The 25,675-nt window shown below is 62.2% G+C and carries 21 protein-coding genes; 8 read left to right on the forward strand and 13 right to left on the reverse strand.

Features of this window, described 5'->3' with window-relative positions; all coding sequences use genetic code 11:
- Positions 1 to 1,386: YifB family Mg chelatase-like AAA ATPase (locus BM317_RS24190; RefSeq protein ID WP_092476545.1), on the forward strand; the 1,386-nt coding region annotated here is incomplete at its 5' end.
- 6 nt (positions 1,387 to 1,392) lie between these two features.
- On the opposite strand, the gene BM317_RS24195 is transcribed toward BM317_RS24190, so the two are convergent.
- The 3 genes from BM317_RS24195 to BM317_RS24205 form a co-directional block, all read right to left on the reverse strand.
- A complete protein-coding gene (locus tag BM317_RS24195) occupies positions 1,393 to 2,607 on the reverse strand; it encodes an aldose 1-epimerase family protein (protein ID WP_092476547.1) in 1,215 nt (404 codons plus the stop codon).
- Between the two features lie 235 nt (positions 2,608 to 2,842).
- A complete protein-coding gene (locus BM317_RS24200) occupies positions 2,843 to 4,819 on the reverse strand; it encodes a methyl-accepting chemotaxis protein (RefSeq protein ID WP_092174479.1) in 1,977 nt (658 codons plus the stop codon).
- 186 nt (positions 4,820 to 5,005) lie between these two features.
- Positions 5,006 to 5,926 (reverse strand): LysR substrate-binding domain-containing protein, encoded by a 921-nt coding sequence (locus BM317_RS24205; protein ID WP_060740079.1) that lies wholly within the window; start codon positions 5,924 to 5,926, stop codon positions 5,006 to 5,008.
- 158 nt (positions 5,927 to 6,084) lie between these two features.
- Here BM317_RS24205 and BM317_RS24210 point away from each other — a divergent pair, with 158 nt between their 5' ends.
- On the forward strand, positions 6,085 to 7,479 hold the full coding sequence (locus tag BM317_RS24210) for a NorM family multidrug efflux MATE transporter (protein ID WP_092174503.1): 1,395 nt from the start codon (positions 6,085 to 6,087) through the stop codon (positions 7,477 to 7,479).
- A gap of 47 nt (positions 7,480 to 7,526) precedes the next feature.
- On the opposite strand, the gene BM317_RS24215 is transcribed toward BM317_RS24210, so the two are convergent.
- Positions 7,527 to 9,200: a putative bifunctional diguanylate cyclase/phosphodiesterase gene (locus BM317_RS24215; RefSeq protein ID WP_092174475.1), complete on the reverse strand. Its 1,674-nt coding sequence runs from the start codon at positions 9,198 to 9,200 to the stop codon at positions 7,527 to 7,529.
- A 273-nt stretch (positions 9,201 to 9,473) separates the two neighbouring features.
- Here BM317_RS24215 and rep point away from each other — a divergent pair, with 273 nt between their 5' ends.
- A complete protein-coding gene (rep, locus tag BM317_RS24220) occupies positions 9,474 to 11,483 on the forward strand; it encodes a DNA helicase Rep (protein WP_060740076.1) in 2,010 nt (669 codons plus the stop codon).
- Between the two features lie 58 nt (positions 11,484 to 11,541).
- Complete coding sequence (locus BM317_RS24225) at positions 11,542 to 12,114, forward strand: xanthine phosphoribosyltransferase (protein WP_003206836.1); 573 nt, start codon at positions 11,542 to 11,544, stop codon at positions 12,112 to 12,114.
- 38 nt (positions 12,115 to 12,152) lie between these two features.
- On the opposite strand, the gene BM317_RS24230 is transcribed toward BM317_RS24225, so the two are convergent.
- The 6 genes from BM317_RS24230 to dadA all read right to left on the reverse strand — a co-directional run bounded on the left by BM317_RS24230 (position 12,153) and on the right by dadA (position 18,291).
- On the reverse strand, positions 12,153 to 14,084 hold the full coding sequence (locus BM317_RS24230) for an acetyl-CoA hydrolase/transferase C-terminal domain-containing protein (protein WP_092174470.1): 1,932 nt from the start codon (positions 14,082 to 14,084) through the stop codon (positions 12,153 to 12,155).
- 135 nt (positions 14,085 to 14,219) lie between these two features.
- Complete coding sequence (locus BM317_RS24235; protein WP_092174467.1) at positions 14,220 to 14,633, reverse strand: c-type cytochrome; 414 nt, start codon at positions 14,631 to 14,633, stop codon at positions 14,220 to 14,222.
- A 183-nt stretch (positions 14,634 to 14,816) separates the two neighbouring features.
- Positions 14,817 to 15,365 (reverse strand): cupin domain-containing protein, encoded by a 549-nt coding sequence (locus BM317_RS24240; protein ID WP_003206841.1) that lies wholly within the window; start codon positions 15,363 to 15,365, stop codon positions 14,817 to 14,819.
- 128 nt (positions 15,366 to 15,493) lie between these two features.
- Entirely contained in the window at positions 15,494 to 16,567 is a 1,074-nt protein-coding gene (alr, locus tag BM317_RS24245) for an alanine racemase (protein WP_092174463.1), read from the reverse strand.
- A 94-nt stretch (positions 16,568 to 16,661) separates the two neighbouring features.
- Complete coding sequence (locus tag BM317_RS24250; RefSeq protein ID WP_092174459.1) at positions 16,662 to 17,015, reverse strand: RidA family protein; 354 nt, start codon at positions 17,013 to 17,015, stop codon at positions 16,662 to 16,664.
- Entirely contained in the window at positions 16,987 to 18,291 is a 1,305-nt protein-coding gene (gene dadA / locus BM317_RS24255; protein ID WP_092174499.1) for a D-amino acid dehydrogenase, read from the reverse strand. The genes BM317_RS24250 and dadA overlap by 29 nt, the downstream gene beginning before the upstream one ends.
- Positions 18,292 to 18,447: 156 nt before the next feature.
- Here dadA and BM317_RS24260 point away from each other — a divergent pair, with 156 nt between their 5' ends.
- A complete protein-coding gene (locus BM317_RS24260; RefSeq protein WP_003206849.1) occupies positions 18,448 to 18,936 on the forward strand; it encodes an Lrp/AsnC ligand binding domain-containing protein in 489 nt (162 codons plus the stop codon).
- 39 nt (positions 18,937 to 18,975) lie between these two features.
- On the opposite strand, the gene BM317_RS24265 is transcribed toward BM317_RS24260, so the two are convergent.
- The gene (locus tag BM317_RS24265; RefSeq protein WP_072406062.1) at positions 18,976 to 19,329 is read right to left on the reverse strand and encodes a YkgJ family cysteine cluster protein; all 354 of its coding nucleotides are present in this window, start codon (positions 19,327 to 19,329) and stop codon (positions 18,976 to 18,978) included.
- 145 nt (positions 19,330 to 19,474) lie between these two features.
- Here BM317_RS24265 and BM317_RS24270 point away from each other — a divergent pair, with 145 nt between their 5' ends.
- Positions 19,475 to 20,788: an NAD(P)/FAD-dependent oxidoreductase gene (locus BM317_RS24270; protein ID WP_092476549.1), complete on the forward strand. Its 1,314-nt coding sequence runs from the start codon at positions 19,475 to 19,477 to the stop codon at positions 20,786 to 20,788.
- 109 nt (positions 20,789 to 20,897) lie between these two features.
- On the opposite strand, the gene BM317_RS24275 is transcribed toward BM317_RS24270, so the two are convergent.
- Positions 20,898 to 21,143, reverse strand: a complete 246-nt coding sequence (locus BM317_RS24275) for a DUF1127 domain-containing protein (RefSeq protein WP_092174453.1) — start codon at positions 21,141 to 21,143, stop codon at positions 20,898 to 20,900.
- Positions 21,144 to 21,322: 179 nt separating this feature from the next.
- Between BM317_RS24275 and BM317_RS24280 the strand changes: the two genes are divergently transcribed.
- Both BM317_RS24280 and BM317_RS24285 read left to right on the forward strand, forming a co-directional pair.
- On the forward strand, positions 21,323 to 22,756 hold the full coding sequence (locus tag BM317_RS24280) for an aminotransferase-like domain-containing protein (RefSeq protein ID WP_092476551.1): 1,434 nt from the start codon (positions 21,323 to 21,325) through the stop codon (positions 22,754 to 22,756).
- 61 nt (positions 22,757 to 22,817) lie between these two features.
- The gene (locus tag BM317_RS24285; RefSeq protein ID WP_092476553.1) at positions 22,818 to 24,383 is read left to right on the forward strand and encodes a phospholipase D family protein; all 1,566 of its coding nucleotides are present in this window, start codon (positions 22,818 to 22,820) and stop codon (positions 24,381 to 24,383) included.
- Between the two features lie 37 nt (positions 24,384 to 24,420).
- Here BM317_RS24285 and BM317_RS24290 read toward each other — a convergent pair whose 3' ends face one another.
- A complete protein-coding gene (locus BM317_RS24290; RefSeq protein ID WP_092174439.1) occupies positions 24,421 to 25,563 on the reverse strand; it encodes an MFS transporter in 1,143 nt (380 codons plus the stop codon).
- Between the last annotated feature and the right edge of the window lie 112 nt (positions 25,564 to 25,675).

Consider the following 25,675-nt stretch of genomic DNA (forward strand, 5'->3'; position numbering starts at 1 on the left):
CTGCCGGAGGCGGCGGTGAAGGAAAGCAAGGATCGGGTGCGCAGCGCGATCATCAACTCGGGGCTGAATTTTCCGGCGCGGCGCATCACCCTGAACCTGGCGCCGGCGGACCTGCCAAAAGACGGCGGCCGCTTCGACCTGGCCATCGCCTTGGGGATCCTGTCGGCCAGCGTGCAGGTGCCGACCCTGACGCTGGACGACGTGGAATGCCTCGGTGAACTGGCCTTGTCCGGCGCGGTGCGTCCGGTGCGTGGCGTGTTGCCCGCGGCGCTGGCGGCGCGCAAGGCCGGGCGCATGCTGGTGGTGCCACGGGCCAATGCCGAGGAAGCCTGCCTGGCCTCGGGGCTGAAGGTAATCGCCGTGGATCATCTGCTCGAAGCGGTGGCGCACTTCAACGGCCACACGCCGGTCGAGCCGTTCGTGTCCAATGGACTGCTCTCGGCCAGCAAGCCCTACCCCGACCTGAATGAAGTACAAGGCCAGGCCGGGGCCAAGCGGGCCTTGCTGATTGCCGCCGCGGGGGCCCACAACCTGTTGTTCAGCGGGCCACCGGGTACCGGCAAGACCTTGCTGGCGAGCCGCTTGCCAGGGCTGTTGCCGCCACTGGCCGAGAGCGAGGCCCTGGAGGTTGCGGCCATCCAGTCGGTGGCCAGTTGCGTGCCGTTGAGCCACTGGCCGCAACGCCCGTTTCGCCAGCCGCACCATTCGGCTTCCGGTCCGGCGCTGGTGGGTGGCGGGTCAAAACCGCAGCCAGGGGAGATTACCCTCGCCCATCATGGCGTGCTGTTTCTGGATGAACTGCCGGAGTTCGACCGCAAGGTGCTGGAGGTCTTGAGAGAACCTCTGGAGTCCGGCCACATCGTGGTTTCTCGCGCCCGGGATCGAGTGCGCTTTCCTGCGCGCTTCCAGTTGGTGGCGGCGATGAATCCCTGTCCCTGTGGCTATCTTGGCGAGCCCAATGGCCGCTGCGCCTGCACACCGGACATGGTACAGCGCTACCGCAACAAACTCTCCGGCCCGCTGCTGGACCGTATCGACCTGCACCTGACCGTGGCCCGGGAGGCTACGGCGTTGAACCCGAGGCTCGAACCCGGGGACGATACGGCCACGGTCGCAGAGCGCGTAGCCGAAGCCCGGGAACGCCAGCACCGCCGCCAGGGCTGCGCCAACGCTTTCCTCGATCTGCCGGGGTTGCGCCGGCATTGCAAGTTATCCACAACCGATGAAACCTGGCTGGAAACCGCCTGCGAGCGGCTGACCCTGTCGCTGCGCGCCGCCCACCGCTTGCTCAAGGTCGCCCGGACACTGGCGGACCTGGAGCAAGCGGGGAACATTCGCCGCGAGCACCTGGCCGAAGCGTTGCAGTACCGGCCGGCGTCGGCTTGAACCGCTTTACGGTTTGCTCAGGTCTACCAACGGTGTTTCCCGGACCTCGGTTTTTTGACCGTTCTGGATCGCATCGATGCGCTTGAGCGCCTTATCCACTGCGCCCTTGTCTGCCAACAGGCTGTAGTGAATCTGGAATTGCCGGTGCTCCTTCGGTCCGATCGTGGGCACCAGGCCCAGGGGGCGCTGGTATCGGCGGTTATAGGAAAAACTGGTGCCTGGCTCCAACCCAGTGACGTAGCCCTGGCCTTGGGTATCGGTGTTTTTCCAAAGGGAGAACACGGGCAGCGTACCTGTGTTGAAACCTACCGACACACCAAGGCTACCGGCCTTGTTGTGCAGCACGGTGAGGGTGTCGCCCTTGGCGTCGGCATAGGGCACGACGTTGTAGACGGTTTCGTCGTAATCCTTGGTCGGGGCCCGGTAGGTTTGCCAATCCGGCAAGTCGCCCTTGGCCTTGTCGTTGAACGGCGAGACCTGCTTGACCGGTGCCGCGAAACGAGCGCCCTGTTCCAGGAAAGGCGTGCTGAAATTGCTGTGGTAGAGCGCTTGGTATTCCTTCGGGTAATCGCCGTTGTTGGTCAGTGTGTCGCTGAGGGCGAATGTCACGCTGCCGGGCTCGGTGACCAGTTCGGTCTGCACCGAGAAATCGACCTTCTTGAACGCCTGCTCCTTCAACTCGCCCCGCAGGGTGATGGCGTAGGGTGGTTTTTCATCGATGTGCAAGGTGACTTTGTTGGCCGGAATATTGGCAGCGCGACCATGCAGGGTCAGCAGCTCACCATTGTCCATGCCAGGATGGCCGACCCATTCGTAGCCGCAGCGGGTGACCAACTCGTTGAAGCCTTCGAGCCAACCCAAGCCACCGCGACCGTTGAGTTCGATAAACGCCGGGTTGACCACCTCCTTGACCGGCGAATCCCAACCCATGCGCACATCACCGACGGAAGCCTGCAGCACATTCATGCCACGGGTTGGGACGACTGAAAGCTTCAGGGTGCCGCTGTCGATATCAACGATGCTGACGCCTTCTTGCCGGCCACCATGCAGGGTGCGCATCGTCACGGAAAAGGGCTTGCCGGTTTTCACACCCAGTTGCTGGCTGGTGATTTGCCAGGGTTGGGCGGCTTTATCGGTATCCAGCAGGACGTAATCCCAAGCCATCGCCTGGGTGGCAGCGCCCAAGGCGCCAAGGGTAACGAGGAGTTTGAGCGGAGTCATGGACGCGACCTTTTATTGGAGTTGTGCGGTTTTTATAGACTTGAAGAAACGTTTCAGCAAGCTTAAAAACAGCAATACCCTTAAAAAGCACGACTACATGATCGACAGCGATTTGTGGGAGCGAGCGTGCTCGCGATGGCGGTGGGTCAGATTGGGATGATGCTGGCTGGGCAACCCCAATCGCGAGCAAGCCCGCTCCCACCGGGAATCTCTGGGAGCGGGCTTGTGAGAGGCTTCAGCGGAACCGATCAACCTCTTGGCGCAGGTCCTGGGCCAGCTTCTCCAGTTCCTTGGCGGTGACCGCCAGGTTCGAGACTACCTGGCGCTGCTCACTGTTGGCCATGGCGATGCTTTGCAGGTTGCTGCTGAGCAGGGTCGCGGTGCTGCTTTGTTCCTGGGTGGCGGTGGTGATCGCCGCGAATTGCTGGCCAGCCGAACGGCTCTGCTCGTCGATTCGCGCCAGGGCCGAGGCCACATTGGCGTTGCGCGACAGGCCTTCCTGCATCAACAGGTTGCCCTGTTCCATGGTGCTGATGGCATTGCCGGTTTCCTGCTGGATGCTGTTGATCATGCCGGAGATTTCGTCAGTGGCCTGACGGGTGCGGGACGCCAGGCTGCGGACTTCATCGGCCACCACGGCGAAACCACGGCCCTGCTCGCCGGCCCGGGCAGCTTCAATGGCGGCGTTCAAAGCCAGCAGGTTGGTCTGTTCGGCAATCGAGGTGATGACCCCCACGATGCCGCCGATTTCCTGGGATCGCTGGCCCAGGGTATTGATGACTGTGGCCGTGCTGTTCAGCGCGCCGGCGATTTGTTCCAGGGACGACGACGCCTCATCCATCGAGGTCCGGCCAATGCGGGTTTGCTGGGCGTTTTCCTGGGCCAGGCGCTCGGTGTTGCCCATGTTGTCGGCAATGTTCAAGGAGGTCGCGCTGAACTCTTCCACCGCGCCGGCCATACTGGTGATTTCGCCCGATTGCTGCTCCATGCCTTCGTACGCCCCGCTGGACAACCCGGACAGGGCCTGGGCGCGGCTGTTGACCTCTTGGGAGGCCTTGCGGATGTGCTCGACCATGGTCGACAGGGCCTGGCTCATCTGGTTGAAAGCGCGGGCCAACTGACCGATTTCGTCATGGCTCGACACGTTCAGGCGCACGCTCAGGTCGCCGGCGCCCAACGCTTCGGCCTGGCGCACCAGATCCCCCAGTGGCGCCAGTTTGCTACGCAACAACCACATTGCCGAACCGACCGCCAACAGCATCGCCAGCAGGCTGCCAATGGCCAGTTGCGTACCGACGCTCCAGGTCACGGCGCGGATCTCGGTTTTCGGCATGCTCGCCACCACCGCCCACGGCCCGCCCTCGAACGGTACGGCAACGCTGTAGAAATCTTCGGCGGTATCGGCCCAGAACGCGCCCTTGCCCGGCTTTTTGATCAAGCCGGTGATGGTCGTGGTGGCGTTGTCCAGCGCCTGCACGCCGGCGGGCGGCACCAGCCATTTGTTTTGTTCGTCCAGCAGCGCCAGGGAGCCGGTCTGGCCAATGCGGAAGCGCTTGAGGTTTTCGAACTGCGCGTTCTGCGCATCGGTGTAGTCGAAGCCTACGTACAACACGGCAATGATCTTGCCGCTGCTGTCGCGCACAGGCGTGTACTGCGACATGTAGAAGCGCCCGAAAAGCAGGGCCCGGCCAATGTAGCTTTGCCCGCTGATCACCGGACCGTAGGCAGGACCGGCGCGGTCGAGCACAGTGCCGATGGCCCGCGTACCGTCCTGTTTGCTGACGGAGGTACTGACGCGGATGAAATCGTCGCCGCTGCGCACGAATACCGTGGCGACCCCGGCGGTCATCGCTTTGAAGTCATCCACTTCCTTGAAGTTGTTGTTCAACACTTCGCTACCCAGGGTCAAGCCTGGGGTTTGCACGCCCGCCACTGTCACCGGCTGGTCCGGGTGCACGCTCAGGCCCGCGCTGAAGCGCTTTTCGAACAGGCCGGCCAGGCGCTGGGTGCTCTCGCGCAAGGTGCCGTGGAACGTATTGAGCTGATCGGCCATGAGGCGCGCTTCGCTGGCCAAGTGCTCTTCACGGGTGGCAAGGTTGGCAGCGTCCAGCGAACGCAAGGCGAAGACGGTACTGCCGGAGATCACGATCGCCAGTATCACGGCGAGGGCAAGGCCTAGCTGTGAGGCGATCCGGGCGCGGGGTTGAGACATGACGGCTCCTGGCCGAGAGACTGGATCATCCTGATCACGTCGCACGCTCGGCATTTTATTCGGGTGAGGTGTAAGTAGACCCTTTCTGAACGAGGGTTCCATGTTCACGGATTCGGCGGCAACGCCAAATACTTGAGCGGTTTGCACGGATTAATGCCAAGTGGCTAGCACGCCAACTTCAACGTTTCAGCTTAGACGTTGTACATCAGGCAGTTGCATGGCCTTGACCTCGCCTTGGAGAAAGTCGCTGAGCCGGCGCAAACGTTCACCTCCCGGCCGGGTTTTCGGCCAGACCAGGTAATAGTGTTCCCCGCTGGCGACAGCCGTCGGCCATGGCAGGCTCAGGCGCCCTTGGGCAACGTCCTCGGCCACCATCAGCAAGTCGCCCATGGAGACCCCATAGCCACGTGCGGCCGCGATCATGCCCAACTCCAGGGTATCGAACACCTGTCCCCCCTTGAGCGAGACCTTGTCGGACAGCCCCATACGTTGCAACCAGTTGCGCCAGTCCCGGCGATCCGGCGTTGGATGCAGCAGTTCAGCACTGGCCAGCCGCGCCACATCCCAGGGCTGGTCATTCAACAGGTTCGGCGCGCCCACCGGGATCAATTCCTCGGGAAACAGCAAACTGGCCTCCCAGTCCGCCGGAAAATGCCCGTTGCCCAGCAATACGGCGCAATCGAAGGGCTCGACGTTGAAGTCCACCGAATCGATGTCCATCCAGGCACTGGTCAGTTGCACCTCGTTGCCGGGCTGCAGATGCCGGAAGCGACTCAGGCGCGCCAACAACCAACGCATGGTCAGCGTGGAAGGCGCCTTCATGCGCAGGATGCCGTCTTCGCCATGCAAGGTATGGCAGGCCCGCTCCAGCGCCATGAAACCCTCGCGCACGCCCGGCAGCAGCAACCGCGCCGCCTCGGTCAACTGCAGGTTGCGGCCGCTGCGCAGGAACAGCCGGCAGGCAAAGTGATCTTCCAGCGTGCGAATGTGCCGGCTGACGGCGCTCTGGGTGATCGACAGCTCTTCGGCGGCCCGGGTGAACGAGCTATAGCGCGCCGCGGCTTCAAATGCTCGCAACGCATAAAGAGGAGGAAGACGACGGGACATCGCAAAAGCTCCATGGCGTGGTTTGCAAACCCTATCAGAAACCCATCCAGCATGAGTTTTAATCATGCCAGCGATCTTTTTTATCCTTTTGTGCAATCCGCCAAGAGCACCGAGAATCGTCGCTTTACTGCCTTGTTTGAACATGGAGCGTGATGATCATGCGGCATCCGGTGCGTATCGAACTCTGGGCCATCCTGCGGCTGGCGGGGCCGTTGATTGCCTCACAGTTGGCGCACATGCTGATGGTGCTCACCGACACCGTGATGATGGCGCGCCTGAGCCCCGAAGCCCTCGCCGGAGGCGGGCTCGGGGCGGCCACCTATTCCTTCGTGTCGATCTTCTGCATCGGCGTGATTGCCGCGGTGGGCACCCTGGTCGCGATCCGCCAGGGCGCGGGCGATATCGAAGGCGCCACCCGGCTGACCCAGGCCGGGCTTTGGCTGGCCTGGTTGATGGCGCTGATGGCCGGGTTGCTGCTGTGGAATCTCAAGCCCGTGCTGCTGATGTTCGGCCAGACCGAAACCAACGTGTTGTCCGCCGGCCAGTTCCTGCTGGCGCTGCCGTTCGCCCTGCCCGGCTACCTGAGCTTCATGGCCCTGCGCGGCTTCACCAGCGCCATCGGCCGGGCCACGCCGGTCATGGTGATCAGTCTCGGCGGCACGGTGGCCAACTTCCTGCTCAACTACGCGCTCATCACCGGCATGTTCGGCCTGCCAAAACTCGGCTTGATGGGCATCGGCCTGGTCACGGCCATTGTCGCCAACTGCATGGCCCTGGCCCTGGCCTGGCACATCCATCGGCACCCGGCCTACCGTGCCTATCCGCTGCTGGATGGGCTGTCGCGGCCCAATCGCCAATACCTCAAGGAGCTGTGGCGCCTGGGCCTGCCGATCGGTGGCACCTATGCGGTGGAAGTCGGGCTGTTCGCGTTCGCCGCGCTGTGCATGGGCACCATGGGCAGTACGCCGTTGGCGGCCCACCAGATCGCCCTGCAAATCGTCTCGGTGGCGTTCATGGTACCGGCGGGAATGTCCTACGCCATCACCATGCGTATCGGCCAGCACTACGGCGCCGGGCAGCTGTGGATGGCGCGCCTGGCCGGTCGGGTCGGCATTGGTTTTGGCGCGGCCGCGATGCTGGCGTTCGCCATGGTGTTCTGGTTGTTGCCCCATCAATTGATCGGTTTGTTCCTGGACCACGATGACCCGGCGTTCCGCGACGTGATCAACCTGGCCGTGAGCCTGTTGGCGGTGGCGGCGTGGTTCGAGCTGTTCGACGGCACGCAAACCATCGCCATGGGCTGCATTCGCGGGCTCAAGGACGCCAAGACCACCTTCCTGGTGGGCCTGGGTTGCTATTGGCTGATCGGCGCACCGTCGGCGTGGTGGATGGCGTTCCACCTGAACTGGGGACCGACCGGTGTCTGGTGGGGCTTGGCCCTGGGGCTGGCCTGCGCGGCCGTGAGCCTGACCCTGGCGTTTGAATGGAAGATGAAGCGGATGATTCGCAGTGAGGCTGGACTGCGGCGCTTCGAGAGCATCCAAGCCGAGTGAGATTCTCCATGTGGGAGCGGGCTTGCTCGCTCCCACATGGGTTTGTGTCAGCCCACGACGTCGTGTGTGGAGTGCTGATCACTTTCGAACGTCAAATACTCAACCAATTCCGGCAACGGCAACGGCTTGCTGATCAGGAAGCCCTGCACCTGGTCGCAACCGAAACCGCGTAGCAGGTCCAGTTGTTCCTGGGTTTCCACACCTTCGGCCACCACCTCCAGGTTGAGGTTGTGGGCCAGGTTGATCATGGCGTGCACCAGCTTGCGGTTCTCTTCGCGCTGCTCCATGCCGCCGACGAAGCTCTTGTCGATCTTGAGCAAGGCGATCGGCAGGCTGTTGAGGTGCACGAACGAGGAGAACCCGGTGCCAAAGTCGTCCAGGGAGAAGCGCACCCCCAGGCGACCCAGGGCATCCATGGTCTGCTTGACCAGTTCGCTGCGGCGCATGACGGCGGTTTCGGTGAGTTCGAATTCCAGCCATTGCGCCTCGACACCCCGCTCGGCAATCAGTCGGCTCAAGGTCGGCAGCAACTGGCTGTCCTGGAACTGCCGGAACGACAGGTTGACCGCCATGTGCAACGGCGCCAGCCCTCGTTCGCGCAGGGCCTGCATGTCCCGCAGCGCCCGGGAAATCACCCAGTAGCCCAACGGCACGATCAGGCCGCTCTGTTCGGCCAGCGGCACGAACTCACTCGGGGGCAGCAAGCCGCGTTCGCCGTGACGCCAGCGCACCAGGGCTTCGAGGCCGACGATATGGCCGCCATCGAGATTCAACCGTGGCTGGTAATGCAGTTCCAATTCGTCGCGACGCAGTGCCCGGCGCAGTTCGCTTTCCAGGTCGGCAAGGCTGCGGGCATTGCGATTGATGCGCTCGTTGAAGATATGAAAGGTGCAGCCCTGGGTGCTCTTGGCCTGCTGCATGGCGATGTGGGCATGCCACATCAGCGGATCGGCGCCGGCCTGGGCGCGGGCATGGGCGACGCCCAGGCTGCAACCGATCAGCAGGCTTTCGCCGTCCACCCAATAGGGTTCGGCCAAGGCTTCGGTAATACGCTCGGCCATCCACTCGGCCCGCTGCGGAGCGCGACGGGTGTCGATCAGCAAGGCAAATTCATCACTGCCCAGCCGCGCCAATTGATCGCCGGCTTCGAGCGCCCCCTTTAGCCGCGACACCACTTGCAGGATCAAGCGGTCGCCGGCCTGGTGACCGAGGGCGTCGTTGGCGTGGCGAAAGTTGTCCAGATCCAGGTGACCGAGCGCCAAGCCTCGGCCGTCGTTTTCCGCCAGGCGCGCCGCCAGCAATGTCTGGAAACCCTGGCGATTGGCGATGCCTGTCAATGGATCCTGCTCGGCGAGGCGCTGCAGGGTGTTTTCCAACACGCCGCGCTCGCGCACATGGCGCAGGCAACGACGCAGGGTCGCGCTGTCGAGGACATCACGCACCAACCAGTCGCTGGCACCGTCGGGGGCAACCGCCGGCTCGTGCTCGAGCAACAGGATGGTCGGCAGGCTGCAACGGCCCGGTGCCGGTTGCAACGTCGCAACGGTCAGCAACACCGCGTTGCGATTGTCTTCGAACAGGCTGCTGACGGACTCCCAGCTCGGGGCGCTGATCAACACGACCGAGGGGCCCATGGGCACCAGGCACTCGCGCAGTATCGCTGACCACTCTGGCTCTTGGGCCAATAACAGCAAACGCAAGGGTTCGACAGGCGTTGACAAGCTGACTCCCTAGACTCTGCAAGGTGGTAGGCGCCGGGCATTATGACCTGCCGATGGGCAATGACCAATGCCAACGGTTCTCAAACACGCGCTTTCGGTGGTTTTTTCCCACTCCAAATGCTGCGCGGGCCCCAATTGGTTCCACATCCTGCGTGAAAGTGGCAGAAGCGGCAAATGACAATCCTGCATGCGTCACAAGTCGGACAGAGCAGCACAATTCTCAGAGCCTGTTAAAATGCCGGCCCATTTCGCAAACGACTCCCTGACTCTGTCATGTCCCGACTCAATCCCCGGCAGCAAGAAGCCGTGAACTATGTCGGCGGCCCTCTTTTGGTGCTCGCCGGTGCAGGCTCCGGCAAGACCAGCGTAATCACCCGCAAGATCGCGCACCTGATCCAGAACTGCGGCATCCGCGCCCAATACATCGTCGCCATGACGTTCACCAACAAGGCCGCCCGAGAAATGAAAGAGCGGGTCGGCGGCCTGTTGCGCGCCGGCGAAGGCCGCGGCCTGACGGTCTGCACCTTCCACAACCTGGGCCTGAACATCATCCGCAAGGAGCACGCGCGGCTGGGCTACAAACCGGGCTTCTCGATTTTCGACGAGACCGACGTCAAGGCCCTGATGACCGACATCATGCAAAAGGAATACTCGGGCGACGACGGCGTGGACGAGATCAAGAACATGATCGGTTCCTGGAAAAACGACCTGATCCTGCCCGCCGAAGCCCTGGAGAACGCCCGCAACCCCAAGGAACAGACTGCCGCCATCGTCTACACCCACTACCAACGCACCCTCAAGGCGTTCAACGCGGTGGATTTCGACGACCTGATCCTGTTGCCGGTCAAGCTGTTCCAGGACCACGCCGACATTCTCGAAAAATGGCAGAACAAGGTCCGCTACCTGCTGGTGGACGAATACCAGGACACCAACGCCAGCCAGTATCTGCTGGTGAAGCTGCTGATCGGCAAACGCAACCAGTTCACCGTGGTGGGCGACGACGACCAGTCGATCTATGCCTGGCGCGGCGCGCGTCCGGAAAACCTGATGCTGCTCAAGGACGACTACCCGTCGCTCAAAGTGGTGATGCTGGAGCAGAACTACCGCTCCACCAGCCGCATCCTGCGCTGCGCCAACGTGCTGATTTCCAACAACCCCCACGAGTTCGAAAAACAACTGTGGAGCGAGATGGGCCACGGCGACGAGATCCGCGTGATCCGTTGCCGCAACGAAGACGCCGAAGCCGAGCGCGTGGCCATGGAAATCCTCAGCCTGCACCTGCGCACCGACCGGCCGTACAGCGACTTTGCGATCCTGTACCGCGGCAACTACCAGGCCAAGCTGATCGAGCTGAAATTGCAGCATCACCAGATCCCCTATCGCCTGTCGGGGGGCAACAGCTTCTTCGGGCGCCAGGAAGTGAAGGACCTGATGGCCTACTTCCGCCTGATCGTGAACCCGGACGACGACAACGCCTTCCTGCGAGTGATTAATGTGCCGCGCCGGGAAATCGGTTCGACCACCCTGGAAAAACTCGGCAACTACGCCACCGAGCGCAAGATCTCGATGTACGCCGCCACCGATGAAATCGGCCTGGGCGAACATCTGGACAGCCGCTTCACCGATCGCCTGGCGCGCTTCAAGCGTTTCATGGACAAGGTACGTGAGCAGTGCGCCGGGGAAGATCCGATCTCGGCGCTGCGCAGCATGGTCATGGACATCGACTACGAGAACTGGCTGCGCACCAACAGCTCCAGCGACAAGGCCGCCGATTACCGCATGGGTAACGTCTGGTTCCTGATCGAGGCGTTGAAGAACACCCTGGAAAAGGACGAAGACGGCGAGATGACGGTCGAGGACGCCATCGGCAAACTCGTGCTGCGGGACATGCTCGAGCGCCAGCAGGAAGAGGAAGACGGCGCCGAAGGCGTGCAGATGATGACCCTTCACGCCTCCAAGGGCCTGGAATTTCCCTACGTGTTCATCATGGGCATGGAAGAGGAAATCCTGCCGCACCGTTCCAGCATCGAGGCCGACACCATCGAGGAAGAACGGCGCCTGGCCTATGTCGGCATTACCCGGGCACGCCAGACGCTGGCCTTTACCTTCGCCGCCAAGCGCAAGCAGTACGGCGAAGTGATCGACTGCGCCCCCAGCCGCTTTCTCGATGAACTGCCGCCGGACGACCTGGCCTGGGAAGGCAACGACGACACGCCGACGGAAGTCAAAGTTGTTCGCGGCAACAGTGCCCTGGCGGATATACGCGCGATGCTAAAGCGCTAGAATCGACTACTTTTTTTCAACGACTTCAGGCGCTGAAGGCGTCATCAGAGGAGGCTTCATGGAAGCCCTGCACCAGAAAATTCGTGAACAAGGCATCGTGCTTTCCGATCAGGTCCTGAAAGTCGACGCGTTCCTGAACCACCAGATCGACCCGCAATTGATGAAGCTGATCGGCGACGAATTCGCCGCGCTGTTCAAGGATTCGGGCATCACCAAGATCGTCACCATCGAAGCCTCGGGCATTGCCCCGGCGATCATGACCGGGCTGAACCTTGGCGTACCGGTGATCTTCGCCCGCAAGCAACAATCCCTGACCCTGACGGAGAACCTGCTGTCGGCCACCGTGTATTCGTTTACCAAGAAAACCGAAAGCACCGTTGCCATCAGCCCGCGTCACCTGACCAGCAGTGATCGGGTGCTGATCATCGATGACTTCCTGGCCAACGGCAAAGCCTCCCAGGCGCTGATTTCCATCATCAAGCAGGCCGGCGCCACCGTCGCCGGGCTGGGGATCGTGATCGAGAAGTCGTTCCAGGGCGGCCGCGCGGAACTGGACGCCCAGGGCTATCGCGTCGAGTCGTTGGCCCGGGTGAAGTCGCTGGCGGGTGGGGTCGTGACCTTCATCGACTAACCCAGTGTCCCCTGTGGGACAGTGCTCCCACAGGGGTTTCAGGTTGATTGTTGTGCAGTAGCCTTGAGACCGGCCAGCAGCAGCCGCTGGAACAGCTCCTCCTTCAGCCCTTCAGGACTGGTCAGCTGCATCCGCTCCAGATGCCCGGCAAATTCCCAGGGCTCTGGCGCATCCAGCGCGGCTTTGCCCAACTCCAGGATCTCGGTGAGCTTGAACTTGCTTTTGAGCCAGTTCAGCGCCCGCAATAGGTCCCGCTCGACCCCATCGAAATCACACCCCAGCGGGTATTCGGGAAACAGATTCGGATGCCGAGCCTGGATCGCCTGCAATCGCTCCGACGTGTTGTCGGCGAACCGCGGATCGAGGCGGAAATCCTTCGGCAATTTGCCAGCCTTCTGCGCCTGCTCGATCAGCCCTGGCTGGAAGCGCGAGTCGCTGATGTTCAGCAACGCCTCGATCACCGCGGCGTCGGTCTTGCCGCGCAGGTCGGCGATGCCGTATTCGGTCACCACGATGTCGCGCAGGTGCCGGGGGATCGTGCAATGGCCGTATTCCCAGACGATGTTCGAGCTGATCTCACCCCCGGCCTCGCGCCAACTGCGCAGCAGCAGGATCGAGCGCCCGCCCTCCAGCGCATGGCCCTGGGCAACGAAGTTGTATTGCCCGCCGACGCCGCTGAGCACTCGCCCGTCCTCCAACTGATCGGCCACCCCGGCCCCCATCAGGGTCATGGTGAAGACGGTATTGATGAAACGGGCATCGAGGCGCTGCAGGCGCTTGAGCGGCTCCTGGCCGTAGAGCTCGTTGATGTAACTGATGCGCGTCATGTTGAATTCGAGAAGACGGCTCTGCGGCAACTCGCGCAGGCGCTCGTAAAAACTGCGCGGGCCGAGGAAGAATCCGCCGTGTATGCAGATGCCGTCGGGTTGTGCCGCCTCGTCGAGGGTTCCGGCGTTCGCTCGTTCCTGGGTCGGCTCGTCGGGGTAGACCTTGCGCCGGATGATCCCGGCCTCGGCCAGCACCAGCAAACCGTTGACGAACATTTCACTGCAACCGTACAGCCCTTTGGCAAACGGCTCGACCCCGCCCTCGCGCTCGATCAGTTGCGCCCACTGGCTAAGGTTCAGGTCCGCCAGCAACGCCTGGTAACCGGCGTTATCGGCCTGACGCGCCAGCAGCGCCGCCGTCAACGCGTCGCCCATGGCGCCGATGCCGATCTGCAATGTCCCGCCGTCACGCACCAGGGTACTGGCGTGCAGGCCTATCAGATGATCCTGGAAACCCACCGGCATGTTCGGCGTGGAAAACAGCGTGTGGCTGTCCTTCTCGTCGATCAACAGGTCGAAAGCGTCGATGCCGACTTCCGCGTCGCCCGGCATGTAAGGCAAATCGTTGTGCACCTGGCCGACCAGGAGAATGGTCTCCCCGGCCGCCCGGCGCTTGGCGATCATCGGCAGCAGGTCGAGGGTGATGTCCGGGTTGCAGCTCAGGCTCAGGCGGTCCGGGTGTTCCGGGGCGCTCGCCACCAGTTGCGCCACCAGGTTCAAGCCGGCGGCGTTGATGTCCCGGGCCGCATGGCTGTAGTTGCTGCTGACATAGTCCTGCTGGGCCGACGCACTGTGCAACAGGCTGCCAGGCTGCATGAAGAACTGCTGGACGTGGATGTTGGCCGGCAGACTGTCCTGGTGCAGGTCGACCAGGTAATCCAGCTCGGGATAGTCGCCGAAGACCCGCTCGACAAAGGGTTCGAGGAAGCGCTTCTGCAAACCATCGCCCAGGTTTGGCCGGCCCAGGCTCAGGGCGGTGTAGATCGTCAGCTGTCGCTCGGGCAGCTGTGCGATGCGCCGGTACAACGCGTTAGCGAACAGGTTGGGCTTGCCCAGCCCCAGGGGCATGCCGAGGTGAATATGCGCGGGCAGGCGCTCGAGCACGTCATCCACCGCCTGTTCGATTGAACACAACTGCACCATCGGACCCTCCAGGACATTCCATGAATGTGGGTTGGACCGAGCTTGCCGGGTCTTGGTTGCGATGAACAGTCCCGAAAAATCCGAGGCGCAAAAAAGCCGCTCGTAAGCGGCTTTTTTGTGAAGGATGCCGACGTATTACAGACCGGACATCTCTTTGATAGCACCCTTGAGGTCGTCATCCGAGCAATCGGCGCAGGTGCCTTTAGGTGGCATGGCGTTGATGCCGGTAATGGCCTTGGCCAGGATGCCGTCGAGACCGCCCTGGTGATCGGCGCGTTCTTTCCACGCAGCCTTGTCACCAATTTTCGGCGCGCCCAGCAGGCCCGTGCCGTGGCAAGCGTTGCAATGCTTTGCAATTACGTCTTTCGGCGCCTTGGCACCGCCGGCGCCGCCGGCCGAGGCCACGACTTCCATACCCTTGCATTCCTTGCCCTGGACGCAGACCTGGCCGACGGGTTCAAGGCGCTTGGCGATTTCGTCGTTCGGCGCCGCTTGAGCGGTCGCAGCCCATAGGGCCAATACGGTTGCTGGTGCAGCCAGCATTTTCATAATTAGGTTCACGCGTACACCCTCAATGGTGGCTAGTCACGCCTGCGGCCACGGTTTGCAGGCGGGCGCAAGTATAGCGGTAAGCCTGTCACTCCGAAACAACCCCAAAGTCGCAAGGGTCTTGTTTGTCATGACAGCCCAACAGGTGGGCGCCTTTGCCACGCGGGCCTGGCGCCTCTTGGTCTAGAAATTGGCCGGCGTGGCTGCGCTGATCAGTCGCGCCGGCACGTCGAACGGATTACGGAAACGGTGGGGCTTGGTACTCTCAAAATAGTAGCTGTCGCCAGCCTCGAGCACGAAGGTTTCGACACCGACCACCAATTCCAGCCGCCCTTCCACCAGGATCCCGGTCTCCTCACCCTCATGGGTGAGCATCTCTTCGCCGGTATCGGCACCCGGCGGATAGATCTCGTTGAGAAAGGCAATCGCCCGGCTCGGATGCGCCCGGCCCACCAGCTTCATGGTCACGGCACCATCGGAGATGTCGATCAATTCGTTGGCTTTGTAGACGATCTGGGTCGGTTTTTCCTGAAGGATCTCTTCGGAGAAAAACTCGACCATGGACATGGGAATCCCGCCAAGGACCTTACGCAGCGAGCTGATCGAGGGGCTGACGCTGTTCTTCTCGATCATCGAAATAGTGCTGTTGGTGACGCCCGCGCGCTTGGCGAGTTCACGCTGGGAAAGGCCTTTGAGTTTACGAATGGATTGCAGTCGTTCACCGACGTCCAATGCTGGAGCCTCCAGGGAATCAGGTTGTGAGGAAAGTGAGCGTTATCATGGCGACAGCGTTCAGTATTTACAACACTTTGACCCGAATCCTGTGCGGCGAAGCGACTTTCGGTAGGTGGCGCTTCGTCTCAGCCCCCGGAATAGAGCCGTGGCACCCGCCGCAGGTTGCAGAAAATCTGATAAGGAATCGTGTCGGCGGCCTTGGCGACATCACTGGCGAGGATGTTCTTGCCCCACAACTCCACGGTCGAGCCGAGCCCGGCCTGGGGGACATGGGTCAAGTCGACACACAGCATGTCCATCGACACCCGCCCGACCAGCTGGCTGCGCTGCCCATCCACCAGCACCGGCGTGCCGTTCGGCGCCTGGCGTGGGTAGCCGTCGGCATAGCCCATGGCGACCACGCCAACCCGAGTCGGTTGCGTGGTCACGAAGCGAGCACCGTAGCCCACCGGCTCACCGGCGGGCAATTCACGCACACAGATGATCTTCGATTCCAGGGTCATCACCGGTTGCAGGCGCGAGGCGACAGTGTTGGGTTCGTCGAAGGGGGTCGCGCCGTAGAGCATGATGCCCGGCCGCACCCAGTCGCTCGGCATCTGCGGCCAGCCCAGCACCGCAGGGGAGTTGCGCAGGCTGATCTCTGCCGCCAGCCCCTGACGGGCCGCCTCGAACACGGCCAGTTGCTCGGTGCTGCTGGGATCGTGCAGTTCATCGGCACGGGCGAAGTGGCTCATCAGGACAATCTTCGCCACTTTGCCGCTGGCGAGCAGGCGACGGTAGGCCGCCTGGTAATCCGCCGGATGCAGGCCGACCCGGTGCATGCCGGAATCGAGCTTGAGCCAGACCGTGATCGGCTGGCTCAACGCGGCTTTTTCAATCGCTTCGAGCTGCCACAACGAATGCACCACGCACCAGAAATCATGCTCGACGATCAACGGCAACTCATCGGCTTCGAAAAACCCCTCCAACAGCAGGATCGGCCCACGGATCCCACCGGCCCGCAGCTCCAGGGCTTCTTCGATGCAGGCCACGGCGAACCCGTCCGCCGTGCCCTGTAGCGCCTCGGCGCACCGCACGGCACCGTGCCCGTAGGCGTCGGCCTTGATCACCGCAAGGGCCTTGGCCCCCGTGACCTCACGGGCCAATTGGTAGTTGTGACGCAGGGCTTGGAGATCGATCAGGGCACGGGCAGGACGCATGGCGGCAGGCTTCTAGGCGGTCATGAATAAAAAACCGGCGCAGGTTGGCAGGGTGAACCACCCAGCGCCGGGAGAGGGATCGTTTGGGCAGGTACTAAGGCAGCGCAGCCACGACGGACAGCTCCACCAGGATCTGCGGTTCACACAGCTTGGCCTCGACCGTGGCCCGGGCCGGGGCGACACCTTTGGGCAGCCACTTATCCCAGACGGCGTTCATGCCTGCGAAATGAGCCTCAATGTCCTTCAGGTAGATCGTCACCGATAGGAGCCGCGTTTTGTCGGTCCCCGACAAGTCCAGCAAACGCTCGATATTGGCCAGGCATTCGCGGGTCTGCTGTTCAATACCGGCGTTCATGTCGTCGCCGACCTGCCCGGCCAGGTAAACGGTGCCGTTGTGCACGACAACCTGGCTCATGCGGTCATTGGTGAGCTGGCGCTGGATTGACATGTTCTGCAGACTCCTGATGTTTGTTGCCATAACGGGAAATATCGAGGCCTTCGGCGCTGATCTGCGGCTTCTTCTTCGCCATCAGGTCTGCCAACAGGCGACCGGAACCACAGGCCATGGTCCATCCGAGGGTACCGTGGCCAGTGTTCAGGAACAGATTCTTGAAGGGCGTGGCACCAACGATGGGCGTGCCGTCCGGGGTGGTCGGACGCAAGCCGGTCCAGAAACTTGCCTCGGTCAGATTGCCGCCCTGAGGATAAAGATCGTTGACGATCATCTCCAGGGTTTCACGCCGACGCGGGTTCAGGGACAGGTCAAAACCGGCGATCTCCGCCATGCCGCCCACCCGAATGCGATTGTCGAAGCGGGTGATCGCGACCTTGTAGGTTTCGTCGAGAATGGTCGAGGTCGGGGCCATCGCCGGGTTGGTGATCGGCACGGTCAGGGAGTACCCCTTGAGCGGATACACCGGCGCACGGATCCCGAGGGGCTTGAGCAATTGCGGCGAATAGCTGCCCAGGGCGAGCACATAGCGGTCGGCGGTTTCCAGCTTGCCGTCGATCCAGACACCGTTGATGCGGTCGCCAGCGAAGTCCAGGCGCTGGATATCCTGGCCGAAGCGGAATTGCACACCCAGCTTCACCGCCATTTCCGCCAGGCGCGTGGTAAACATCTGGCAGTCGCCGGTCTGGTCGTTAGGCAGGCGCAAGGCACCGGCCAGGATGTCGGTGACATTGGCCAGGGCCGGCTCGACCCGGGCGATGCCTTCGCGGTCGAGCACTTCGAACGGTACGCCAGACTCTTTCAGCACGGCAATGTCTTTTGCCGCGCCATCGAGCTGGGCCTGGGTGCGGAACAGCTGTGTAGTCCCCAGGCTACGGCCTTCGTAGGCAATGCCGGTTTCGGCGCGCAGCTCGTCGAGGCAATCACGGCTGTACTCGGACAGACGCACCATGCGTTCCTTGTTGATGGCATAGCGGCTGGCGGTGCAGTTGCGCAACATCTGCGCCATCCACAGGTATTGGTCAATGTCGGCCGTGGCCTTGATCGCCAGCGGCGCATGCCGTTGCAGCAGCCACTTGATGGCCTTGAGCGGCACGCCCGGCGCGGCCCATGGCGAGGCATAACCCGGCGACACTTGGCCGGCGTTGGCGAAACTGGTTTCCATGGCAGGCGCTGGCTGACGGTCGACCACCACCACCTCAAACCCGGCACGAGCCAGATAATAAGCACTGACGGTACCGATGACGCCGCTACCCAAGACCAGAACGCGCATGTTGATGCCCTCATCGCGGATGAACCGCTGACGTTTGTTGTACATAGCTTTGATGGGCGCAGTGTAAAAAAGATCAGCCAGTGCTTTTCACTATATAAACACCTATATTTGGCGAGAATTCTCGGCAAAACCCCTTTTCATGGAGGCGCATCACCTGTGCGTACCAACACTCAGACCAAACGCGAGCTGGACAAGATCGACCGCAACATCCTGCGCATTCTCCAGGCGGACGGACGGATCTCCTTCACCGAGCTGGGGGAAAAGGTCGGCCTGTCCACCACGCCCTGCACCGAGCGGGTCCGGCGCCTGGAGCGCGAGGGCATCATCATGGGCTACAACGCCCGGCTCAATCCGCAGCACTTGAAAGGCAGCCTGCTGGTATTTGTCGAGATCAGCCTCGACTACAAATCCGGCGACACCTTCGAAGAGTTCCGACGCGCCGTGCTGAAACTGCCTCACGTGCTGGAATGTCATCTGGTGTCAGGGGATTTCGACTATCTGGTGAAAGCACGGATTTCCGAGATGGCTTCGTACCGCAAGTTGCTGGGGGACATCCTGCTCAAGCTGCCCCACGTGCGCGAATCCAAGAGCTACATCGTGATGGAAGAAGTGAAGGAGAGCTTGAACCTGCCGATTCCTGATTGAGCCTGGCTCGCGAAGGACGCCACTCGGTCTCCCTGGCGGCTAGACCAACACCTGCCGGGTGCTGGCCATGTACTCATGAATCTGTTTCTCGACCCGCGGATGAATCAGTTCCACCGGCCGCCGGCCATTGGGACACGGCAAGGTCGCCGTGGTGCCGAACAGCCGGCAGATCAGCGGTCGCTCGTCGTAGACGGTGCAACCGTCGGGCCCCAGGTGCACGCAATTCAAGGCGTCCATGGCCGCGTCCTGTTCGGCCCGGGTCTTGCGGGGCAAGCGGGCCATTTCCTCGGGCGAGGTGGTGACCGGACCGCAGCAGTCATGGCAGCCCGGTACGCACTCGAACGAGGGAATCTGCTGGCGTAGCGTGCGGATTTTTTGACTGTTGCAGCTCATCGAAGCGGTTACCAAGAGGGACAAACCGGGATTCTGCCTTAAAGACCGCGCGCCAGACAGCGCCAACCGACCGGTGTTGCCCAGGAAGGAAGCCCCGGCTTATGCTCCGTAAAATTTCTCAAACACAACAATCAGGATTACGCACATGAACGCCCGTGTTCAGCAACCTGTCCCGAACCACGCGCACGCCGCCTCTTATTACGCCGCCAGCAGCCTGCCGCAACCGGACCATCCGCTGCTGCAGGGTGAGTTGCGGGCGGATGTCTGCGTGGTCGGCGGCGGGTTCTCTGGGTTGAACACAGCGATCGAACTGGCCGAACGCGGCATGAGCGTGGTGCTGCTGGAAGCGCACCGGATCGGCTGGGGAGCCAGCGGGCGCAACGGCGGCCAATTGATTCGTGGCGTCGGTCATGGCCTCGACCAGTTCGCGCCGATCATCGGCACCGACGGCGTGCGCCAGATGAAGCTCATGGGGCTTGAGGCCGTGGAAATCGTCCGACAGCGCATCGAGCGCTTTCAAATCCCCTGCGACCTTACCTGGGGCTACTGCGACCTCGCCAACAAACCCAGCGACCTGGAAGGCTTCGCCGAAGACGCCGAAGAATTGCGCAGCCTGGGTTATCGCCACCCGACCCGACTGTTGCAAGCCGACGAAATGCACAGCGTCGTGGGTTCGGATCGCTACGTCGGCGGACTGATCGACATGGGTTCGGGCCATTTGCATCCGTTGAACCTGGCCCTGGGCGAAGCCGACGCCGCGCAACAATTGGGGGTCCGGCTGTTCGAACAATCGGCGGTCACGCGCATCGACTACGGCCCAGAGGTGAACGTGCACACCCAACAGGGCTCGGTCCGTGCCAAGACACTGGTGCTGGGCTGCAATGCCTACCTCAATGGACTCAATCCGCAACTCGGCGGCAAAGTCCTGCCGGCCGGCAGCTACATCATCGCCACCGAACCCTTGAGCCAGGCCCAGGCACAGGCGCTGTTGCCGCAGAACATGGCCGTCTGTGATCAACGGGTGGCACTGGATTACTACCGGCTTTCGGCGGATCGTCGCTTGCTGTTCGGCGGGGCTTGTCACTATTCCGGCCGCGACCCGCAGGACATTGGCACCTATATGCGTCCGAAAATGCTCAAGGTGTTCCCGCAATTGGCGGATGTGAAAATCGATTATCAATGGGGCGGGATGATTGGCATTGGTGCCAACCGCTTACCGCAGATCGGTCGGCTCAAGGATCAACCCAATGTGTATTACGCCCAGGCCTATTCCGGCCATGGCGTGAATGCCACGCACCTGGCCGGCAAACTGTTGGCCGAGGCCATCAGCGGGCAGCACAGCAGCGGTTTCGACCTGTTCGCCCAGGTCCCGCATATGACCTTCCCGGGAGGCAAGCATTTGCGCTCGCCGCTGTTGGCGTTGGGGATGTTGTGGCATCGGTTGAAAGAGTTGGTTTAAAGAGCTTCACCACGACGACGCTATCGCGCGCAAGCCTTGCTCCCACAGGCCATTTCAATCTGTGGGAGCAAGGCTTGCCCGCGATAGCCGCCTCAGGGCCGGCACCACTTCAAAGCCGCCAGAACGGCCTGAGCCCCTCCTCCAACGCCTGCTCACGACTCAGCCCGACGTCACGCAACTGTTCGGGTGTAAGTTCCAACAAGGCCTTGCGTGTATGCAGACGATGCCAGAACAGGGCCCAGCGGCTCAGGCCGGACGGCGAATTGCGCAATGTCGCGCTGCGCAGCCCCTTCTCCTGCCCTGCCGCCAGTTCCTGACTGTGTAACATCAGCCGCACATCGCTCAAGCCGTTCATTTTGATCGCTCCTGTTTACTTGGGTAGCCAGAGGTTTCATGATGCGCGGACGGCCAAAATCAATACAGATTCAGCCTATTTCTTTTATGAGCATACAGATGCGGTATTTCTGCCACTGAATTGTCATTTTCCAACCCAACTGTATTGGTCGCAGTTGTCCATCTCATCGGGAGTGCACCATGACCCTCTACGTGAACCTCGCCGAACTGCTCGGCACCCGCATCGAACAGGGCTTCTACCGCCCCGGCGACCGGCTGCCGTCTGTGCGGGCATTGAGCACGGAACATGGGGTCAGCTTGAGTACGGTGCAGCAGGCCTATCGCGTGCTGGAGGACAGTGGGCTGGCGATGCCGAGACCCAAATCCGGTTACTTCGTACCCGTGGGTCGCGAATTGCCGGACCTGCCGGCAGTAGGCCGTCCGGCCCAGCGCCCCGTGGATATTTCCCAGTGGGACCAGGTGCTGGAGTTGATACGCGCCGTACCGCGCCCGGATGTGGTGCAACTGGGACGCGGCATGCCGGACATCAACTCGCCGACCATGAAACCGCTGCTGCGCAGCCTGGCGCAGATCAGCCGTCGGCAAGACATGCCCGGCCTGTATTACGACAACATCTACGGCAACCTCGCGTTGCGTGAACAGATCGCCCGACTGTCGTTGGACTCCGGCTGCCAACTGGGCCCCAACGACCTGATCGTCACCACTGGCTGTCATGAAGCCCTGTCGGTCAGCATTCGCGCCACCTGCGAACAAGGCGATATCGTCGCAGTGGATTCACCCAGCTTTCACGGGGCCATGCAAACCCTCAAGGGCCTGGGCATGAAGGCCTTGGAAATCCCCACCGACCCGCTCACCGGCATCAGCCTGGATGCACTGGAGCTGGCCCTGGAGCAATGGCCCATCAAGGCCATACAGTTGACCCCCAGCTGCAATAACCCGCTGGGCTACATCATGCCCGACGCCAATAAACGCGCGCTGCTGAACCTGGCACAGCGCTTCGACGTGGCGATCATCGAAGATGATGTGTATGGGGAATTGGCCTACACATACCCCCGCCCACGCACCATCAAGTCCTTCGATGAAGACGGTCGCGTCCTGCTCTGCAGTTCGTTTTCCAAGACCCTGGCGCCTGGCCTGCGCATTGGCTGGGTTGCGCCAGGCCGGTATCTGGAGCGGGTGCTGCACATGAAATACATCAGCACCGGCTCTACCGCGCCACAACCGCAGATTGCCATTGCCGAGTTTCTCAAGGGCGGGCATTTCGAACCCCATTTGCGGCGGATGCGTACGCAATACCAGCGCAATCGCGACGTGATGATCGACTGGGTCAGCCGCTATTTTCCAGCGGGCACCCGTGCCAGTCGCCCACGGGGCAGTTTCATGCTGTGGATCGAATTGCCCGACGGCTTCGACACACTGAAGCTCAATCGGGCGCTGCTGGACCAAGGCGTGCAGGTCGCCGTCGGCAGTATTTTTTCGGCATCGGGCAAGTACCGCAACTGCCTGCGAATGAACTACGCTGCCAAGCCAACGGCCCAGATCGAAGAGGCCGTGCGCAAGGTCGGGGCCGCCGCTATCACGCTGTTGAACGAAACCCAGCGCGACGTCGTCTGAACTTTACCCAGGGAAGCAGCACCCAATAGCCGATCAACGAGAACAAGCGGAACGATCCTACGTGAGATCCAGACCGATCCTGCCTGCGCTACTGTTAGTCGCCTCACTGCTGAGCGGCTGCGCCGGTCTTGATATCACCCGCGAGCCGTCCCAGGCCCTGCCGGCCACCGAATCCTCGTTCGGCCGCTCGGTCCAGGCCCAGGCCGCCGCCCATGAAGGGCGTTCGGGCTTTCGGCTGCTGTCGGACAGCACCGAGGCCTTCACCGCCCGGGCCGAGCTGATTCGCCATGCCCAAGGCAGCCTGGATTTGCAGTACTACATCGTCCATGACGGCATCAGCACGCGGATGCTGGTGGATGAACTGCTCAAGGCCGCCGACCGGGGCGTGCGCGTGCGGATCCTGCTGGACGACACCACCAGCGATGGCCAGGATCAGATCATCGCCACCCTCGCCGCCCATCCGCAAATCCAGATCCGCCTGTTCAATCCGCTGCACCTGGGACGCGCCACCGGCGTGACTCGCAGCCTCGGACGCCTGTTCAACCTGTCGTTGCAACACCGCCGGATGCACAACAAGCTGTGGCTGGCGGACAACAGCATGGCCATCGTCGGCGGCCGCAACCTGGGCGATGAGTACTTCGACGCCGAACCCAACCTGAACTTCACCGACATTGACCTGCTCAGTGTCGGACCGGTGGCCGAACAATTGGGCCACAGCTTCGACCAGTACTGGAACAGCGCCCTGAGCAAACCCATCGAACAGTTCCTGTCCCATCGCCCCACCCCCAAGGACCTGGCCAACAGCCGCCTGCGCCTGCAAGAGTCCCTGGAGCAGACCCACAAGGAAAACCACGCGCTCTACCAGCAGTTGACTGCCTACAAGACCCAACCGCGCCTGGACACTTGGCGCGACCAGTTGATCTGGGCCTGGAACCAGGCGCTGTGGGACGCGCCCAGTAAAGTGCTGGCCAAGGACGAACCGGACCCTCAGTTGTTGCTGACCACCCAACTGGCCCCCGAGCTGACGGGCGTCAGCAAAGAACTGATCATGATTTCCGCCTACTTCGTCCCCGGCCAGCCAGGCTTGGTGTACCTGACCAGTCGCGCCGATGCCGGCGTGTCGGTGAGCCTGCTGACCAACTCCCTGGAAGCCACCGACGTGCCCGCCGTGCACGGCGGCTATGCACCGTACCGCAAGGCCCTGCTGCAACATGGCGTGCGCCTGTTCGAACTGCGACGACAACCGGGCGACACCGGCGGCAGCCCGCATCTGTTCTACAGCAAATCCTACGGCGAATCGGACTCCAGCCTGCACAGCAAGGCGATCATCTTCGACCAGCAGAAATCCTTCATTGGCTCGTTCAATTTCGACCCGCGCTCCGTGCTGTGGAACACCGAAGTCGGCGTGCTGGTGGACAGCCCGGAACTCGCCGGCCAAGTGCGTGAGCTGGCCTTGCAAGGCATGGCGCCGGCCCTGAGTTATCAGGCCAGGCTGGAAGATGGAACGCTTGTATGGACCACCGAAGACAACGGCAAGATCCACGACCTGGACCGCGAACCGGGCAGTTGGTGGCGCCGGTTCAATGCCTGGTTCTCCACGACTGTCGGACTGGAGCGGATGCTTTAGAGGCAGCGCGCTTTTGCGACAAGGGATTTGGGTGTGCTCAGGCCGTTTGGGTTGCCCCGAACGCCCCTTGGCGCAACAGCAGGATTACCAGTCCGAACGCCCCGGCCGCCATGAACAAAGGCAGCGCATGTCCGCTGACCCATTGGCTGCCCGCCCCCGCCACCAGAGGGCCAATCAGGCAACCCAGCCCCCACAGCTGCGCGACATGGGCGTTGGCCCGTACCAGCGCATCGTCGCGGTAACGCTCGCCGATCAGGATCAGCGACAACGTGAACAAACCTCCCGCGCTCGCACCGAACAGCACCCACAGCGGCCAGATCAACAGGGTATCGATCAACAGCGGAACTGCCAGGCTCGATAACATCAACGCCACCGCGCACCCCGTCAACAGGGCCCGGCGCGACACGCGATCGGCCAGGGCGCCGATGGGCAACTGCAGCAAGGCATCCCCGACCACCACGGTGCTGACCATCGCCAGCGCAATGTCGGCCGTGAAACCCTGGCGCAGGCAATACACCGGCAACAACGTCAGGATCATCGCCTCGAACGCAGCAAACAACGAGACCGCCCAGGCAATCGCCGGCAAGCCACGGCAAAACGTCCACAAATCGCCGAACGTGACGCTGCCGGCCTCGCTGCTCGGCGCACCGCTACGGCCCAGCAACAGCAAGGGTGCGATCACCAGCAGGCCGACGCCCACCCAGAACCCGTAGTCATGATCGGTCCCCAGCGCGCCCAGCAGCAGCGGGCCGGACAACTGGCTCAGGGCGTAGCTGCTGCCGTACAGCGCCACCAACCGTCCACGCCATTTTTCGATGACCAGTTGGTTGATCCAGCTTTCACCTAGAATGAACACCAAGGTCAGGACCACGCCAATCATCAGGCGCAGCAGCAACCAGACCGGATAGCTGGGCAGCAGCGCCAGCAACCCGATGGACACCGCTCCGCCCCACAGGCACAGGCGCATCAACGCCGCCGTGCCGAACCGCGCCGCCAGCCGGCTTGACACCTTGGCCCCGAGCAACACCCCCACGGCCGGCATGGCCGCCATCACACCAATGGCGAACGAACCATAACCCCAGCCCTCCAGGCGCAGCGACACCAACGGCATGCTCACGCCCAGGGCCAGGCCGACGCTCAGGACAGACGCCAGCACGGCGAAATAGGTTGCCCAACGCATTTCCACGCTCCTGTGGACAGTTATCTTTCAGTCTTGCGCAAAACAAATGTGGGAGCGGGCTTGCTCGCGAAGGCGGTTTCACATTCAACAGCTAAGTTGACTGACACCCCGC

It is taken from the genome of Pseudomonas sp. NFACC24-1 (assembly GCF_900115235.1).
Lineage (GTDB): Bacteria > Pseudomonadota > Gammaproteobacteria > Pseudomonadales > Pseudomonadaceae > Aquipseudomonas > Aquipseudomonas fluorescens_AA.